At 73.1% G+C, this 15,519-nt stretch carries 13 protein-coding genes; 6 read left to right on the top strand and 7 right to left on the bottom strand.

Features of this window, described 5'->3' with window-relative positions; all coding sequences use genetic code 11:
- Positions 1-156 precede the first annotated feature (156 nt).
- Entirely contained in the window at positions 157-1,209 is a 1,053-nt protein-coding gene (locus ACSTA4_RS00840; protein WP_444962085.1) for a chaplin family protein, read from the bottom strand.
- Positions 1,210-2,203: 994 nt separating this feature from the next.
- Between ACSTA4_RS00840 and ACSTA4_RS00835 the strand changes: the two genes are divergently transcribed.
- Complete coding sequence (locus tag ACSTA4_RS00835; RefSeq protein ID WP_444962084.1) at positions 2,204-3,328, top strand: CapA family protein; 1,125 nt, start codon at positions 2,204-2,206, stop codon at positions 3,326-3,328.
- 274 nt (positions 3,329-3,602) lie between these two features.
- Here the strand turns inward: ACSTA4_RS00835 and add are convergent, their stop codons facing one another.
- Positions 3,603-4,661 (bottom strand): adenosine deaminase, encoded by a 1,059-nt coding sequence (add, locus tag ACSTA4_RS00830; protein ID WP_444962083.1) that lies wholly within the window; start codon positions 4,659-4,661, stop codon positions 3,603-3,605.
- Positions 4,662-4,755: 94 nt separating this feature from the next.
- Here add and ACSTA4_RS00825 point away from each other — a divergent pair, with 94 nt between their 5' ends.
- Positions 4,756-5,436: a hypothetical protein gene (locus ACSTA4_RS00825; RefSeq protein ID WP_444962082.1), complete on the top strand. Its 681-nt coding sequence runs from the start codon at positions 4,756-4,758 to the stop codon at positions 5,434-5,436.
- A gap of 234 nt (positions 5,437-5,670) precedes the next feature.
- Here the strand turns inward: ACSTA4_RS00825 and ACSTA4_RS00820 are convergent, their stop codons facing one another.
- Positions 5,671-7,128 (bottom strand): aldehyde dehydrogenase (NADP(+)), encoded by a 1,458-nt coding sequence (locus ACSTA4_RS00820; RefSeq protein WP_416027366.1) that lies wholly within the window; start codon positions 7,126-7,128, stop codon positions 5,671-5,673.
- A 400-nt stretch (positions 7,129-7,528) separates the two neighbouring features.
- Here ACSTA4_RS00820 and ACSTA4_RS00815 point away from each other — a divergent pair, with 400 nt between their 5' ends.
- From ACSTA4_RS00815 to ACSTA4_RS00805, 3 genes are all read left to right on the top strand, one after another.
- Positions 7,529-8,119, top strand: a complete 591-nt coding sequence (locus tag ACSTA4_RS00815) for a TetR/AcrR family transcriptional regulator (RefSeq protein WP_444962081.1) — start codon at positions 7,529-7,531, stop codon at positions 8,117-8,119.
- Positions 8,113-8,982 carry an alpha/beta hydrolase family protein gene (locus ACSTA4_RS00810; RefSeq protein WP_444962080.1) on the top strand — a complete coding sequence of 290 codons (870 nt, stop codon included), beginning with the start codon at positions 8,113-8,115 and terminating at the stop codon, positions 8,980-8,982. Before ACSTA4_RS00815 ends, ACSTA4_RS00810 begins: the two co-directional genes overlap by 7 nt.
- A gap of 211 nt (positions 8,983-9,193) precedes the next feature.
- Positions 9,194-9,817, top strand: coding sequence for an HD domain-containing protein (locus tag ACSTA4_RS00805; RefSeq protein WP_017563491.1), 624 nt, complete (start codon positions 9,194-9,196; stop codon positions 9,815-9,817).
- Positions 9,818-9,902: 85 nt separating this feature from the next.
- On the opposite strand, the gene ACSTA4_RS00800 is transcribed toward ACSTA4_RS00805, so the two are convergent.
- The 3 genes from ACSTA4_RS00800 to ACSTA4_RS00790 form a co-directional block, all read right to left on the bottom strand.
- The gene (locus ACSTA4_RS00800) at positions 9,903-10,661 is read right to left on the bottom strand and encodes a sulfite exporter TauE/SafE family protein (protein ID WP_416027362.1); all 759 of its coding nucleotides are present in this window, start codon (positions 10,659-10,661) and stop codon (positions 9,903-9,905) included.
- Between the two features lie 232 nt (positions 10,662-10,893).
- Positions 10,894-11,817: an SPFH domain-containing protein gene (locus tag ACSTA4_RS00795; protein ID WP_444962079.1), complete on the bottom strand. Its 924-nt coding sequence runs from the start codon at positions 11,815-11,817 to the stop codon at positions 10,894-10,896.
- 402 nt (positions 11,818-12,219) lie between these two features.
- Positions 12,220-13,005 carry an ABC transporter ATP-binding protein gene (locus ACSTA4_RS00790; protein WP_212641937.1) on the bottom strand — a complete coding sequence of 262 codons (786 nt, stop codon included), beginning with the start codon at positions 13,003-13,005 and terminating at the stop codon, positions 12,220-12,222.
- 56 nt (positions 13,006-13,061) lie between these two features.
- Between ACSTA4_RS00790 and ACSTA4_RS00785 the strand changes: the two genes are divergently transcribed.
- Positions 13,062-13,841: a hypothetical protein gene (locus ACSTA4_RS00785; RefSeq protein WP_444962078.1), complete on the top strand. Its 780-nt coding sequence runs from the start codon at positions 13,062-13,064 to the stop codon at positions 13,839-13,841.
- Between the two features lie 8 nt (positions 13,842-13,849).
- Here the strand turns inward: ACSTA4_RS00785 and ACSTA4_RS00780 are convergent, their stop codons facing one another.
- A complete protein-coding gene (locus ACSTA4_RS00780) occupies positions 13,850-15,427 on the bottom strand; it encodes a serine hydrolase domain-containing protein (RefSeq protein ID WP_444962077.1) in 1,578 nt (525 codons plus the stop codon).
- Positions 15,428-15,519 lie beyond the last annotated feature (92 nt).

Raw genomic sequence — 15,519 nt, 5'->3', positions numbered from 1 at the left:
GCCTCCACGCACCGCGCGGCCCCCGTCCCGCCTGACCGGACCCGCCGCCCCGGTCGGGGCCGACCGCCGCACCCGTACGGAGGTCCGCACGAGGACGGGGCCGCCGGTCACCGGCGGCCCCGCGTGTGGTCAGTGGACCCGAGTCCTCCGACCGTGCTACTCGTCGTCGCCGGTCACGGCGGCGGCCTTGCGCTTGCGGGCGAAGTACAGCCCGGCGCCGCCCGCGCCGACCGCGGCGACGCCCGCGGCGACCAGGCCGGCCAGGGCGCCACCGGTCACGGGGAGCTGCTCGTCGGCCTGGGGCCCGGTCGGCTCCTCGCCGGTGCTGGAGTCGCCCTCGTCCTCGCCCTTGTCCTCCTCGCGGGGCACCTCGGGCTGCTCCTCACCCGGCTCCTCGGGCTTCTCCTCCTCCGGCTTCTCCTCCTCGGGCTGGCCGGGCTCCTCGGGCTTCTCCTCGCCGGGCTCCTCCGGCTTCTCCTCCTCGGAGATGATCTCCATGCAGGAGCCCTCGGCCAGGCCGAGCACGGACACGGCGTTGCCGCAGATGTCGACGGCCGCGTCCACCGGGACCACGACCTGGTTGCCGCTGCCGATCCCGCCCGCGCCGCTGGTGGCGGTGTCGGGGGCGCCCTCGTTCTCGGGGGAGGCCTGGATGATGTTGATGATGGTGGTGCACTTGGCGCTGGAGCCGCCCAGGATGGCCACCGAGTTGCCGCAGATGTCGATGGCGGCGTCCACGGGAACGATGATCTGGTTGCCGCTGGCCACACCGCCGGAGCCGTCGGTCCTGGTGGTGGGCGCGTCGGCGCTCTCCTCCTCCAGGACCTCGACCACCTCGACGCACTCGGCCTGGCTGATGCCGCCGACCGCGACCGAGTTGCCGCAGGCGTCGATGGCGGCGTCCACGGGAACGATGATCTGGTTGCCGCTGGCCACACCGCCGGAGCCGTCCGTGGCGGCCCCGCCCTGACCGCTGGCCTCGTAGAGGACCTCGGAGACCTGGGTGCACGTGGCGCTGGAGATACCGAGGATCGCGATCGAGTTGCCGCACAGCTCGGCCTCGACGTCCACGGGCACGACGATCTGGTTCCCGCTGCCGATCCCGCCGGAGCCGCTGGTGGTGGTGTCGGCGAAGGCCGCCGCGACGGGCGCCACGACCAGTCCGGCGGTCATGACGGTGGCGAAGGAGTAACGGAGTGTGTTGCGCATGTGCGGAGGTGACCTTTCACGGATACGGCTTGGGGATCGCGCCGTTGCGGCGCTGGCCCGCGACAGGACCGGTGCCCGTGTCGTCTCACGGGTCCGGCTGTCCACGGCGGGGCGGGTCCGCCAGCAGGGAAGGCTGCGTGGCGGCGGGGTGACCCGCGTGTGTGAAGTCGCGGTTCGAAAGCTCGCGGAACCGCCGACGGACCGAAACGTTAGCAAGCCGTCGAAGGCTCGCAGGCGTTTTCGGAAAATACACTTCCCCAGTATAAGTACAGCCAGCAATGCATTAGACACATGGAGTGATAAGCACAGCTCAAAACACACCCTTTTGACTACCCTGTGCTTATAAACACCCACTCTGGGTTGCCAGCGGAAAATAAAATTTTCCCGGTAAACCCCAGATCCGAACCTACTAAGCAACTTCGAAGATTCGCATCCGAGCCGCCCCCGGGCGCCCGAAACCCTATGCCAGATTTCCTCTCCCGTGCACGGATAATTCCTTTGTGGGCGAAAATCCGGAGAAGAGGGGAAAGCCCACGGAATCCGGCCGGGGCGCCGTGCCGTCCGGAGGGCGCGACCGCCGGAACCGCGACCACCGGAACCGCTGCCGCCGCGTCCGCGCCAACCGGGGACGAGCCCGCCGAGGACGCGCGCTCCCGGACCGCGACCGCCGGAAGACGTGCGTGCCGTTCGTCACCAGGGCGCGCGAACCCCCTCAACCCCAGGGACTCCAGGGACCGACAGGCCCCTGAACTGGACAAACACAGCGAAAGCGCTGGTCACGCGCACCTACCCTGAACCCGACCGACCGTCGACACCGCCGACACCCGGGCTCGGCGACCGCGCCCCTGTGGTAAGGGCGCGAACACCCGTGGTCATCGCCGGTGACGGAACGAGGAAACCGGATCCCTCCAGCCACGAAGGCCAACCGGAAGCGTGTGATGTGCGTCCCAATTATCAGGACATGCCCCGTTTCCCCCGCCCCTCTGGAGCATGCATGCAACCCGTATCCCCGCGCCCCCGCGCGCGCACCGCGGTCGGCGCCGCGGCACTGGCCCTCGCCCTCCTTCCCAGCGCCTGTTCCCCGGGCGACGAGGCTCCGGACCGGTCCGAGGACGCGACCGCCCCCACCGGCGAGGGCACGGCCTCCCCGTCGCCCGGCACGGAACCCGGGGCCCCGGAACCCTTCACCGTCGCCTTCGGCGGTGACGTGATGTTCGAGGGCATGCTCGAACCGGCCCTGGCCGACCCGCGGACCGCGCTCGCGCCGATCGCGCAGCAGCTCTCGGCCGCCGACCTGGCCATGGTCAACCTGGAGACCGCGGTCACCGAGGGCGGCACCCCGGCCCCGGACAAGGCGTACGCGTTCCGCGCGCCCGCCACCGCCCTGGAGGCCCTGGACGCCGCCGGGGTGGACGTGGCCACCGTCGCCAACAACCACGGCATGGACTACGGCGTGGACGGGCTGGCCGACACCCTCGCGAACGGCGAGGCCTCGCCCGTGGCGCTGGTCGGCGCCGGGCGCGACGCGGAGGAGGCGTACACGCCCCACGTCGCCGAGGTCAACGGCCAGAGCGTCGCCCTGTTCGGCGCCACCGACGTCATGGACGACCACCTCATGGCGGAGTGGACGGCGGGCGAGGGCAAGCCCGGCCTGGCCTCCACCAAGGGCGAGACGAAGCAGCGGCTGCTCACCGCCGTCTCGGAGGCCGCCGCGGAACACGACAACGTGGTGGTCTTCCTGCACTGGGGCCTGGAGGGCTCGCACTGCCCGCTCCCGCACGCCCCTACCCTGGCCCAGGAGCTGGTCGACGCGGGCGCGTCCGCCGTCGTGGGCGGCCACGCGCACGTGCTGTCCCCGGGCGGGTTCCTGGGCGACTCGTACGTGCACTACGGCCTGGGCAACTTCGTCTTCTACAACTTCGAGGGCCCCACCGCCGAGACGGGCGTGCTCACCCTCACCTTCGACCAGGGCAGCGTGGTCCGGTCGGACTGGGCCCCGGCGCGGATCCGGGGCGGCGTCCCCGTCCCCTACGAGGGCGAGGCCGCCGCACAGGCCGCGCGGACCTGGGTGGACATGCGCGCCCAGTGCGGGCTGCCGCTGGCCGACTCGCCCGCCTAGGGAGTGTTCCGCGGAGGCTTTCGGATCAGCGAGCGGCCGTCCGGGCAATCTCTCGCAAGACGGTTCGCGCAGATCAGCCTGGTTGGCTTCTCAAGCGAAACCGGCGCAGCGAGAGGCAGCCCGGTGCTCGCGGAAGTACCGGAGCCGAAGGCTCTCCGTTGAGGGTGGTGGAGGGCGACGGGCGGGACCGAAATGATCCGAGGAACACGACCTAGGACCGCGGCGGCCGTTCACGCACCCGACCGCCACACCGGCGACCGTTCCGGCCGGGACGCTAGCGCAGCGCCGCGACCTTGGCCGGGTCGACGCCGTGGCGGGCGGCGACCTCTCCGATCTCCGCCAGCAGCGCGTGGCGGCGGGCCGCGCCCAGATAGGAGGCGTGCACGCCGTTCGCGGCGAGCCCGACCAGGTCGGCGGCGTCCAGCCCCAGCGCGTGCGCGGCGCGGTACTCGTTGTTCAGGTCGGTGCCGAACATGGTCGGGTCGTCGGTGTTGAGGGTGACCAGCAAACCGGCCTCCAGCATGCGGGGCAGCGGGTGGTCGCCCAGCTCGGCCACGGCGCGGGTGCACACGTTGGAGGTGGGGCTGACGTCCACCGGGATGCGCCCCTCCGCCAGGCGGCCGACCAGCGCCTCGTCGCGCATGGAGTCGATGCCGTGGCCGATCCGCTCGGCGCCGAGCGCGTCCAGGGCCTCGCGCACCCGCTCGGGGCCGCCGTGCTCACCGGCGTGCGGCAGGCTGGCCAGCCCGGCGGCCCGGGCCCTGCCGAACACCCCGGCGTACTGCTCCAACGGGGTCTCCACGCCGCCGACGCCGAAGCCGACGACACTGGGCGGCGCGTCGCGCAGGACCGCCTCCACGGTGGCCTCCGCGCTCTCCAGTCCGAAGTCGGCGGGGAAGTCGGGGATCCACCGCAACTGGATGCCGTGCCGGCTCTCGGCCGCGCGGCGGGCCTCCTCGATGCCGTCGAAGACCACGCGGGCGGGCACCCCGCGCATCAGGTGGGTGTAGAGGCTGACGTGCATCTCGGCGTAGCGCACGTTCTGCGCGGCCAGGCGTTCGGCGACCGCCGAGGCCAGGAGTGCGAAGTCCTGTTCCTCGCGCAGGGTCGCGACCGAGGCGAGGTAGACCTCGACGAAGTGCGGGAAGTCGGTGAAGACGTACCAGTCCCGGAGCGCCTCCAGGGTGTCGGGGACGTCGGTGACGCCGTGCCTGCGGGCGAGGTCGAACAGGGTGTCGGCGGGCATCGACCCTTCGAGGTGGACGTGGAGTTCCACCTTGGGCAGGTCGCGGACGAGCGCCTCGACGTCGGGAGGCGTGGAGTGGATGTGCATGGCGACAAGTTACGCGTGCCGAGGGGTCGCCCCAAGCCCTCGCAGGCCAAGTTCACAGCTGTCCGTCAGAAGCGGGCCCGGATACGGTGAGGGGGTGCTCCCCCAGCCCCCGCCGAGGTTTCCGCGTCCGCCGTCGGGCACCGCCGTGTTCCGTGCGCGCAACATGATCCGCTCGCAGAACAGGCCGCGCCTCTTCGCCTACCTGGTCTTCGGAAGCGTCCTCCTCCTGCTCTGGCTGATCTGCCTGATCCCGGCCAGCGCAATCGCCGACTCCCGTGCGCAGTTCCTGACCTACTCAGGTGTCGGGCTGATCCTGGTCGTCGGGGTGACCACGCTCGTCGGTGAACTCGCCGCCCGGGAGACGCGCGTGCTCGTCCGCGGCAACCCCCTCCCCGCCGACGCCGACCCGGTACGCGTGGCGGTGGCCGAACGACTGGTGGCAGACGGGATGCTGGGGCCCGACCCCGGCACCAACTGGCTGGCCCGGATCCTGGCCGACCAGGAGGCGCGCAAGGTCGACGTGCGCTTTCCACGGGCCTGGCAGGCCTTTCTGGCGGCGACCTCGGTGGGCGTGGCGGTCATGACCGCCCGGACCCTGGTGGTGGAGGGCCTTACCCCGGTGACCGTTCCCGAGGTCATGGTCCACTCCCTCATCGCCGTCTTCTGCCTGTGGGCCGCATGGCGGCATCCAGCCGACGCGGCCGGGAGACGGCGCCGGGCCGAGGCGTTGAGCCAGGCCTACGACCACCACGCCGCTGAAGGATGGCACCCCTAGGACCCGCTCACCGCGCCCCGGCGACTCCGCGCACGACGCACCGCCCCCTCCAAGGGGCGGCCCGGCACGTCCCCCGGCACGGTGTCCCGTTCCCTGCGGCAGCCCGGGAGACCGGCCCCCGCCACACACCGACCCGAAGCCGGGTCCGGCACGTCCGCGGTCAGCACACGCGACGACGCACCCCGTGGGCACGGCACCCGCCGGGCGCGTCGGCCGACGCGCCCGGCGGACCGGTCAGGCGGAGGGCGCGGCGCCGTTCACGCGGCGCGGCACGCCCAGCGGGTTGTCGTCGCGCAGTTCCCGGGGCAGCAGCGACTGCGGCACCGACTGGTAGGTGACCGGGCGCAGGAAGCGCCGGACCGCGGTGGTGCCCACCGACGTGTGCAGCGGCGCGGTGGTGGCCGGGTAGGGGCCGCCGTGGGTCATGGCGTGGGTGACCGCCACCCCGGTCGGCCAGCTGTTCCAGAGCACCCGTCCGGCCAGGGACGCGCCCAGCGCCAGCAGCGCGGGCGCGATCTCGTCGTCCTCCTCGCCGTGCACGGTCACGGTGAGCTGGCCGCCGAACACCCCGGCCGCCTCCAGCAGCCGCCGCTCGTCGGGGTAGGTGACCACGAGCGTCGCCGGGCCGAAGCACTCCTCCAGGAGGGTCTCGGCGTTCTCCAGCAGGGAGTCCAGGTCGGTACGCAGCAGGGACGGGGTCCAGTCGTCGCCGGTGCGCACGCCCTGGACCAGCACCTCGGTGGCCGGGTGGGCGCTCAGGGCGTCCAGCCCGCGCACGAAGCCCTCGGAGACCCGCTCGTTGAGCAGCGGGGCGGCCGCGCGCCCGCCGAAGTCGGCGACGAGGGCGTCGAGCTTGGTCTCCTCCGGCACGAACAGCACGCCGGGCTTGGTGCAGAACTGGCCCGAGCCCATGGTGGCCGAGTCCGCGTACCCGCCCAGGATCTCGTCGCCGCGTGCGGCGGCGGCCGCGCGGGTGACGAACACCGGGTTCACGCTGCCCAGCTCCCCGTAGAAGGGGATCGGGTCCGGTCGCGAGACCGCGAGGTCGAACAGGGCCCGCCCGCCGGGGATGGACCCGGTGAAGCCCACGGCCCGGGTGAGCGGGTGGGTGACGGCGCGCTTGCCCGTCTCCACCCCCTCCACCAGTGCGAAGCAGCCCTCGGGCGCACCGGCGCCTTCGAGCGCCGCGACCACGGTCTCGGCGGTGCGCCGGGCGAGCCGGAGGTGCCCGGGGTGGGCCTTGACGACCACGGGGCATCCGGCCGCCAGGGCGGAGGCGCTGTCCCCTCCGGCCGTGGCGAACGCGAACGGGAAGTTGCTCGCCCCGAACACCACCACCGGACCCAGCGGGACCAGCAGGCGGCGCACGTCCGGGCGCGGGGTGCCCCAGTCGGGGTCGGCCGGGTCCACGGCGGCCTCCAGGTAGGAGCCCTCCTCCAGGGTCTGCGCGAACAGGCGCAGCTGGAAGGTGGTGCGGCCCAGCTCCCCCCGGCAGCGCGCCTCGGGGTAGTGCGCCTCCTCCATCGCGATCGGCACGAGCTCGTCGGCGGCGCCGTCCAGGGCGTCGGCGACGGCGCGCAGCAGCGCGGCGCGCTCGCCCGGGGTGAGGGCGGCCAGGAGCGGCGCCGCGGCGGCGGCCCGTTCCATGACGGCGTCGAGTTCCTCCGGCGTGGTGTCCGGGGCGGTGGTCATGGCTCTCAGCCTCCAGGAGGGTGTGTACGCTGCGTCGGCCCTGATCCAACCATGCCAGAGCCGATCAGGAAAGCGCTATCCAAACCCGGGGCGCGCTGTGCGCGCGCAGTGCCCGGGAGGCCCCGGCCGGGGTCCCCCTCGCTCCGGACCGCTGGCCGCGCTCCGGGGGGCGGGGGAACGAAACTGGAATTTCCCCGGAACCAGGTGATTCCGGAAAGGCATCATAGGAGCTGTGACGACAAACTCCCGAAGCTCAACACCCCCGCGGTCACGACGCTCCCCAGGCAGTACGGGGGGTGAGCACGCGTCACGCGAGGGCCGTGGACGAGCCAGCGTCGCCCACGACGAACTCGCCTTCGCGCAGGCGCCGCTGCGGAGGCTGCCCGCCCAGCAGCGCAGCATGCTCAGGGTCCAGCGCATGCTCGACTGCTGCGCCGAACTCCTCGACGAGGTCGGCTACGACAACCTCTCCACGACCAGGATCGCCGAGCGCGCCGGGGTCGCCATCGGCTCCGTCTACCAGTTCTTCCCGGACAAGAAGGCCATCACCCAGGCCCTCGGTCTGCGCTTCCTCGACCAGTTCGGCACGCGCGTCACCGAGCGCCTCGCCGACGCCTCCTTCAGCCACTGGACCCTGGCCGTGGACGCGGTGGTCGACGAGTACATCGACATGCACCGCCACGTGCCGGGCTTTCGCAGCCTGCACTTCGGCGACATCGTCGACCCACGCCTCCTCAACGGAGGCGCCGACAACAACCGCGTCATCTCCATCCGCCTGCGCAGGATCATCGTCTCTGTCACAGGCATCCCCGACAATGAGGAGCTCGACCGGGCCATCGACGTCGCCGTCGAGGCCGCGGACGCGGTGCTCAAGCTCGCCTTCCGCGACGACCCCGAGGGCGACCCCGCGCTCGTCCGCGAGGCCAAGCACCTGGTCAGCAGTTACCTGTCCCACTTCTCCCAACGCAACGGAGGCGACCATCCGTGGTAGCCGACGCCGGCACCCTCTCCCGACCCGTCACCGGAACGGCCGCCGGAGTGCCCTTCCTAGCCCTGCCGCCCGCCAGCGGTGACGTCCCGGCCCCGCTCGTACTGGGCCTGCACGCCTTCGAGCCGCCCCGGGCCGAGGCCGCCCTGGCCGGAACCGTGCCCATGGCCCCGCTCCCGGCCTGGCGGGTCTACCTGGGCCTGCCCCTGTTCGGGGCCCGGCTCCCCGAGGGCGGCGTCGCCGAGATCAACCGGCGCGGCGAACGCGACTACCTCGTCGAGCTGTTCGGCCCGGTTGTGGAGGAGGCCGCCGCCGAGCTCCACCGCGTCACCGCTGAACTGCGCGCCGCCTTCCCCGTCACCGACGCACCCGTCGGGCTGGTCGGCGTGGGCGCCGGGGCCGCGGCCGTCCTGCTCACCCTGGCCGAGGGGCGCCTGCCCGTCGGCGCCGCCGCCGTCGTCAACCCGGTCGTGGACCCCGCCCTGGTCATCGCCGCGCGGGAGCGGCGCACCGGCACGGCCTACGAGTGGACCGAGCAGGCCCTGAGCACCCGCGACTGGCTGGACTTCGGCGGCCGCGCCGAGGAGGTCTCCCGCGACCGCGTCCCCCTGCTCGTCGTCAGCGGGGGCCGGGACGAGGTCGTGCCCCCCGAGCACGGCCGGTCGCTGCACGACGCCGTGGCGGCCCACGCGCCCGAGCATGCGCTCCGTCACATCGTGGTCCCCGACCTGGCCCACGCCATCGGTCCGGAACCGGGCCTGCGACCCGGCCCGCTCACCCCGGCCGGAGTCCTCACCGACCGGGCGCTGGCCGAGTGGTTCCACCAGCACCTGAGCTCTTCCGACCAGGTCCGGACGGCGGAGTAGGGGCTCCGGCGGGCCCCGCCGGGCGCTCCGTCCGCTCCCCGGCCCGGTGCGAAACCCCACGTTCACCGGGTGCACCCCGGCGTCTCCTCCCGCGTCCCCTCAACGGACGCCGGCGCGACAGCTGGTGCGCGTTCCATGGGATCATCCAGTGGCGGCCGCACCGAGCGGCCCACCTGACCGTTTCGACTCATCCTTCAGGAGGGCGAACCACGTGACGGAACCGGCACCGGTCTTTGCCAGCGGGGTCGACAACGAGCGGTTGAACGCGCAGCTCCGCTTCCTTCTGGAAGTCGACAAACTCAAGCGCATCCTGCGGCAGTCCCTCCTGGTGGACGGCTCCCGTCGGGAGAACTCGGCCGAGCACTCCTGGCACCTGGCCCTGTCAGCCCGCACCTTCGCCGAGTACGCGCCCGAGGGCACCGACATCGACCGCGTCGTCGAGATGCTGGTCCTCCACGACATCGTCGAGATCGACGCCGGGGACACCTTCCTCTTCGACACCGTCAACTCCCGGACCCAGGCGGAGCGCGAGCGCGCCGCGGCCGACCGCATCTTCCCCCTCCTGCCCGAGGACCAGGCCGAGCGGGCCCGCGAGCTGTGGGAGGAGTTCGAGGCGCGCGCCACCGCCGAGGCGCGGTTCGCCCGCGCGGTCGACCGGCTCTCGCCCATGCTCGCCAACTGGCACAACGAGGGCGGCACGTGGGTGCGCTTCGGGATCACCCGGGCGCAGGTGATGGAGAAGGTCAAGCTGATCCAGGAGGGGTCGGAGGCGCTGGGCGCCTACGCGACCGCCCTGGTGGACGACGCCGACCGCCGCGGGTACTTCCGGACCTGACCCCCGGTGGGGACCGGCGCGAGGCCCCCTCGCGGGACACCGCGGCGGTCGCCGCGAGTCCGCGCGGGGGTCGGGCGGGGCGGGGTCAGACCCGGCCCATGAGGATCTGGACCGCGGCGGACAGCCCCACCAGCACCAGGCACACCCGCAGGGCGGCCGGGCTGAGCTTGCGCCCGAACCTCCCGCCCAGGTATCCGCCGATGATGGTCCCGCAGGCGATGAGGCCGACCACCGGCCAGGCGGGCTCGGCCAGGATGATGTAGAACACCGAGGCCGTGGTGTTGACGATGGTGGCGAGCATGTTCTTCAGGGCGTTGAGCCGCTGGATCTCCTCGTCCAGGGCGGTGCCCAGAATGCTCATGAGGATGATCCCCTGGGCGGCGGCGAAGTAGCCGCCGTAGGCTCCGGTCGCGTAGGCGCCCAGCGGCAGCAGCGGGCCGCCGTCCCTGTGGGCGGGCCTGCGCGAGCGGACCCACCGGGTGATCCGCGGCTGGAGGACGATCAGCACGCAGGCGAGGCCGATCATGAACGGCACCACGGCCTCGAACACGCCCGGGGGCAGGTAGATCAGCAGCAGGGCGCCGGTCACCGCGCCGAGGAAGGACATGCTGCCCAGCCGCAGGATGCGGGCGCGCTGGCCCGCCAGCTCCCGGCGGTAGGCGATGGTGCCGCTGAGCGTCCCGGGGGCCAGGCCGATGCTGTTGGAGACGGTGGCGGTGATCGGCGGGTAGCCGAGCGCCAGGAGTACGGGGAAGGTGAACAGCGTCCCCGACCCCGCGATGGCGTTGATCCCGCCGGCGGCCACACCGGCGAGAAGGATGACCGCGGCCTCCCAGAGTTCCATCCGCCCAGCTCTCCCTGTCCGCCCCCGACGGTCGAGGGCGACAACAGACTACGAGAGCGGGTCATCGGATGATCATGCCGGGATGCGCGGAGGGCCCGAACTCGGTACTGGACCGGGCTCGGGCCCTCGCGGTCCGGCCCTCAGACGGCCGGTCCGGCGCCGGGGGACCGCTTCGCGGGTCGGGCCCCGCCGCACGGGACGCGCGTCCGGCCGACCGGACGGCGGAACCGGGTCAGGGGGCCTGGACCACGTCGTCGCGCAGCCGGTCGAACGCGGCGCCGACCCCCTTGAGGGCCTGGCCCATCTCGGCCGGGACGACCCACACCTTGTTGGCGTCGCCCCGGGCGATCTCCGGGAGCTTCTGGAGGTAGTGGTAGGCCAGCACGTCCGGGTCGACCCGGCTGGTGTGCAGGGCCTTGAACACCATGTGGATGGCGTCCGCCTCACCGCGGGCCCGGGTGGTCTGGGCCTCGGCGTCGGCCTTGGAGGTGAGCGCCTGCGCCTCGGCCGCACCCCTGGCCCGCAGCACCGCGGCCGAGCGCTCGCCCTCGGCGCGCAGGACCGCGGACTGCTTCTCGCCCTCGGCGCTGAGCAGCTGGGCGCGCTTCTCCCGGTCGGCGCGCATCTGCATCTCCATCGCCTCCTGCACGGAGGACGGCGGCTCGATGCCCTTGAGCTCGATACGGCTGATCTCGATGCCCCAGTCGCTGGTGGCCTCGTCCAGCACGGCCTTCAGCTCCCGGTTGATCGCGTCGCGGGAGGTGAGCGTCCCCTCCAGGTTCATGCCGCCGATGACGTTGCGCAGCGTGGCCAGGGTCAGCTGCTCGACGGCCTGGATGAAGTTGGCCACCTCGTAGGTGGCCCGGTAGGCGTCCACGACCCTGATGTAGACCGCCGAGTCGACCTCGACCGCGAGGTTGTCCTCGGTGATGGCCGACTGCGGCGGGAAGCTCACGACCTGGACGCGGCGGTCGATGCGCTCGCGCACGTGGTCCACACCGGGGACGACGATGTTGAAACCCGAGCTCAACGTCCGGTGGAACTTACCGAAACGCTCGACGACGTCCTCCATCGAGTGCGGAACGATACGCACGCTCCGCCAGAAGACGAGCAGCAGAACCGCGACGAAAAGCGCCACGATGATGATCATGGTCATGGGGCCGCCCCGGTTTCCGGACGGAGGACGTCATTCGGTATCGGCATCTGGGCAGCTCCGGATCTCCAGACGGGGATGACAGGCGGGCACGGACCGCGCCCGGCGGCCCCGCCCACCCGAAGATCATAAAGCGCGCCGAAATGGAGCGATCCGCTCACCGTCCGCTGACGCTACCCCATATGCGCCGGGGCGACCACATCCGGACAGAAACACTGTTTATGGTCAATACATTTGCTCAGTTAACGCAATCCAATAACGGGAAATCTGTCGTCGGGAGCTCATGCGCACGGACGGAACACGTGCCCGGACGACCGGGTCTGCGCACGCCCGGGACCCGGTGCGGGGCGTCCGCCCGGACGGGCTCCGGCGCACCCGTGCCGCCGACCCCGGACGGGCGCTCCCTCAGACGGCCCGGGCGCTCCAGCGGTCGCCGTCCCTCTCCACCTTCAGCGCGAGCCCGAAGGTCTCCGACAGGTGGTCCGCGGTCAGGACCTCGTCGATCGGCCCGGACCGCACCACCGAGCCCCCGCGCAGCAGCAGGGCGTGCGTGGTCCCGGCGGGGATCTCCTCCACGTGGTGGGACACCACCACCAGCGCGGGCGCGGCCTCGTTGCGGGCCAGGCTCCCCAGGCGGCGCACCAGGTCCTCCCGCCCGCCCAGGTCCAGCCCGGCGGCGGGCTCGTCCAGGAGCAGCAGCTCCGGGTCCGACATCAGCGCGCGGGCGATGAGCACGCGCTTGCGCTCGCCCTCGGAGAGGGTGTGGAAGCGGCGGTCGGCCAGGTCGGCGACGCCCCAGTGGCCCAGCAGGGCGCGGGCGCGGCCGTAGTCCGGGTTCCCGTACTCCTCGCGGAAGCGGCCCACGTAGCCGTAGGCGGCGCTCAGCACGATGTCGAGGACCTCGGTGCCCTCCTCGATCCGCGACGCCACCGAGGCGCCCGCGTAGCCGATCAGCGGACGCAGCTCGAACACGTCCACCCGGCCCAGCCGCTCGCCGAGGATCTCCACCTCGCCCGCGGTCGGGTGCGTCTGGCTGTAGGCCACGTTGAGCAGCGTGGTCTTGCCCGCGCCGTTGGGGCCCAGGACCACCCAGCGCTCGCCCTCCAGGACCGTCCAGTCCACCCCGTCCAGCAGATGGGCGTCGCCCCTCCGCACCGTGACCCCGCTCAGGCCCAGAACACGCCCGTCCATCGTCCTCCCTCACGTCACGTCCCACGCCGGTGCACGGGCCGCCCTACCCTGAAGCAATGCATCTCTCGTCCGCACCACTCGTCGCCTGGGGCAACGCCTGGCTGGCCGGACACGTCGGCCTCGACGAGGCCGTCGACGCCGTCGAGCGGCGCGGTGGTCCCAACCTGATCGGGACAGTACCGGCAGTGGACCTGCCCTTCGACAGCGGCGTACCGCTGCGGGCCGCACTGACACGGCTGCGCGGCCTGGGGCTGTCCGCCTTCCGGTTGGCCCTGCCCACCTGGGGCGATCCCCTCGGGCTCGTGGGCCCCAAGGAACTCAACCAGGCCGCCGTCGAGGCGCGGGAGGGGGTGCTGGTGCGGCTCGCCGACCGGCAGGTGGGCCTGGTGCCCTCCGCCGACCGGCGTGGTTCATCCTATGTGGGCGTTTCGTGGACACCGTATCCGGCGAACGACGCGCTGCCGCAGGTACCCGGCCTGGCCGAGGCGGAGCAGGCGCTGAAGCTCGCCCTCATCGAGACCGCCCGGGCCATGGAGGGCGTGGACGACGTCGCCCCGTTCGCACCGGACGTACACCGGCGGCTGGGCGAACTGGGCGGCGGCTCGCCCTCGCTGGCGCGCGGGTACCCGGCCCGGGCGCACCGGGTGGCGGAGCAGGCGGCACGGTTGGCCGGGGTGGTGGAGCTGGCCGAGCCGTCCTCGGGACGGGGACTGACAGCCCACCAGGCCACGGCCCGCTCCGAGGGGCTGCGCAGGCTCGACGCGGCGGTGCGCAGGGCCCTGGTGGCCGCGCACGGCGCGATCGACCCGTCCGACCGGGGCGTGCCGGGGCGCTGAGCGGCCGCTCAACCCGACGCGCGCGCCGCGCCCCCTCCGGCGGCGCGGCGCACCGACACCAGACGGACGACGCGGACCGAGGCGACCGCCGCGCAGGCCAGCGCGAGTATGACAAGGGCCACCCAGAAGGACGTGAAGAGGTAGGGCACCTGGAACCACGCCACGTCCCTGCCCCGGTAGAGCCACCCGACCACCTCGTGCAGGAACGCCAGCAGCAGCGGCGGCACGGCGTAGGGCAGCAGGCTCGCCGCCGCGGCCCACCACGGGCGGCCCACGCGCGCACGGGCCCAGTCGCCCGCGCGCCGGACGCCGCGCCAGGCCAGCGGCACGGCGGCGGCGCCCAGGGCGAGCAGGACGGCGTCCGAGACCAGCACCACCGTGCCCGTCGGCGGCGCGGGCGCCCGCCCGGAGTCGATCAGCTCCACGAGCGCGGCGGCCAGGCCGGAGGCTCCGCTGCCCGCCGACCCGCTGTTGGCCATGACCGCCACACCGTGGCCGCTGTCGGGCAGCAGCGCCTGGTGCGCGGTGGCGGTCATCAGGTTGCCGCTGTGCTCGACCACCGGCGCCCCCGAAGCGGTCTCGTCCGTCGACCACCCCAGGGCGTAGGAGCCCCCGGAGACCGGCGAGGGGGTGTGCAGGGCCTCGATCCCCTCCTCGGACAGGATCCGGTCGCCGCCGGGGCCCCGACCGCCGTTGTTGTGCGCGACGAGCCACGCGCCCATGTCCGCGGCGGTGCTGAGGACGCCGCCCGAGCCGTTGCCGAACCCGGGGGGTTCGTCCACCGGGACCGGGAGGCCGAGCACGCTGATGTGGCCGCGCGCGCCGGGCGGAAGGTCGAGGTCGGTGTCGACGGTGGTGGTGTCGTCCATCCCCAGCGGCGAGAGGACCCGCTCGTCCAGGTGGTCGGCGAAGGACCGCCCGCTGACCACCTCGACCAGGCGGGCGGCGACCTGGAAGTTGGGGTTGTGGTACTCCCAGCGTGTGCCGGGTTCTGCGGCCAGGCCCGCGTCTCGCAGGTCCTCGACGGACTGGCGCAGGGTGAGGGTGCTCCGGCCCCGGCTGTAGGAGGCGAACTCGGAGTCGGACATGCCGGAGGTCTGGTCGAGCAGCTGGCGGACGGTGATCCGTGCCGCGCGGGGGTCGGCCATCGTGAACTCGGGCAGGTGCTCCCGCACCGGGTCGTCCAGGCCGAGCTCTCCCGCCTCGGCCAGCTGGAGGACCGCCAGTGCGGTGAAGGACTTGCTCACCGAGGCCACGGCCATGGGCGTGCGCTCGGTAACGGGCTCCCCGCCTGGGGTGGTGCCGTACCCCTCCGCGTGGACGACCTCCGTGCCGTGGGTCAGGACCACCGCCGCGCCGGGAAGGCCGGTGGCCTCCCGGTACTCCTCCACGAGGGCGTCGACCGCGGCGGGGGCCGGTGCCCGGGAGGGTTCGGCGGAGGCGGGGGCCGCGTGCGGGAGCAGCAGCGCGGCGGCCCCCAGGAGGCCGAGGACGCGGAGGACGCGGTGTCCGCTGCGTGGCCCCGGGCATGGAGCCGGTACCGGGTGTGGGACTGGGCGGGGGCGGGCGCGTGGGTCCGGAGTCATGCGGCCACGCTAGGGAGGGCGGCGGGGCGCCCTCCATGGTGCGGGCCCCGGAACCGTCCTGCGGCCCCCGCCACCGCGACCCTGCGGCGCGC

The organism is Nocardiopsis sp. M1B1, assembly GCF_052466615.1.
The sequence above is the reverse complement of the archived record's forward strand: the minus strand, read 5'-3'. Positions and strand labels throughout refer to the sequence as shown.

What these genes read in the sequence shown, in the direction of transcription:
- ACSTA4_RS00840 (WP_444962085.1), bottom strand. Translation starts at nt 1,209, where the DNA reads ATGCGCAACACACTCCGTTACTCCTTCGCCACCGTCATGACCGCCGGA.
- ACSTA4_RS00835 (WP_444962084.1), top strand. Translation starts at nt 2,204, where the DNA reads ATGCAACCCGTATCCCCGCGCCCCCGCGCGCGCACCGCGGTCGGCGCC.
- add (WP_444962083.1), bottom strand. Translation starts at nt 4,661, where the DNA reads ATGCACATCCACTCCACGCCTCCCGACGTCGAGGCGCTCGTCCGCGAC.
- ACSTA4_RS00820 (WP_416027366.1), bottom strand. Translation starts at nt 7,128, where the DNA reads ATGACCACCGCCCCGGACACCACGCCGGAGGAACTCGACGCCGTCATG.
- ACSTA4_RS00815 (WP_444962081.1), top strand. Translation starts at nt 7,529, where the DNA reads ATGCTCAGGGTCCAGCGCATGCTCGACTGCTGCGCCGAACTCCTCGAC.
- ACSTA4_RS00800 (WP_416027362.1), bottom strand. Translation starts at nt 10,661, where the DNA reads ATGGAACTCTGGGAGGCCGCGGTCATCCTTCTCGCCGGTGTGGCCGCC.
- ACSTA4_RS00795 (WP_444962079.1), bottom strand. Translation starts at nt 11,817, where the DNA reads ATGACCATGATCATCATCGTGGCGCTTTTCGTCGCGGTTCTGCTGCTC.
- ACSTA4_RS00790 (WP_212641937.1), bottom strand. Translation starts at nt 13,005, where the DNA reads ATGGACGGGCGTGTTCTGGGCCTGAGCGGGGTCACGGTGCGGAGGGGC.
- ACSTA4_RS00785 (WP_444962078.1), top strand. Translation starts at nt 13,062, where the DNA reads ATGCATCTCTCGTCCGCACCACTCGTCGCCTGGGGCAACGCCTGGCTG.
- ACSTA4_RS00780 (WP_444962077.1), bottom strand. Translation starts at nt 15,427, where the DNA reads ATGACTCCGGACCCACGCGCCCGCCCCCGCCCAGTCCCACACCCGGTA.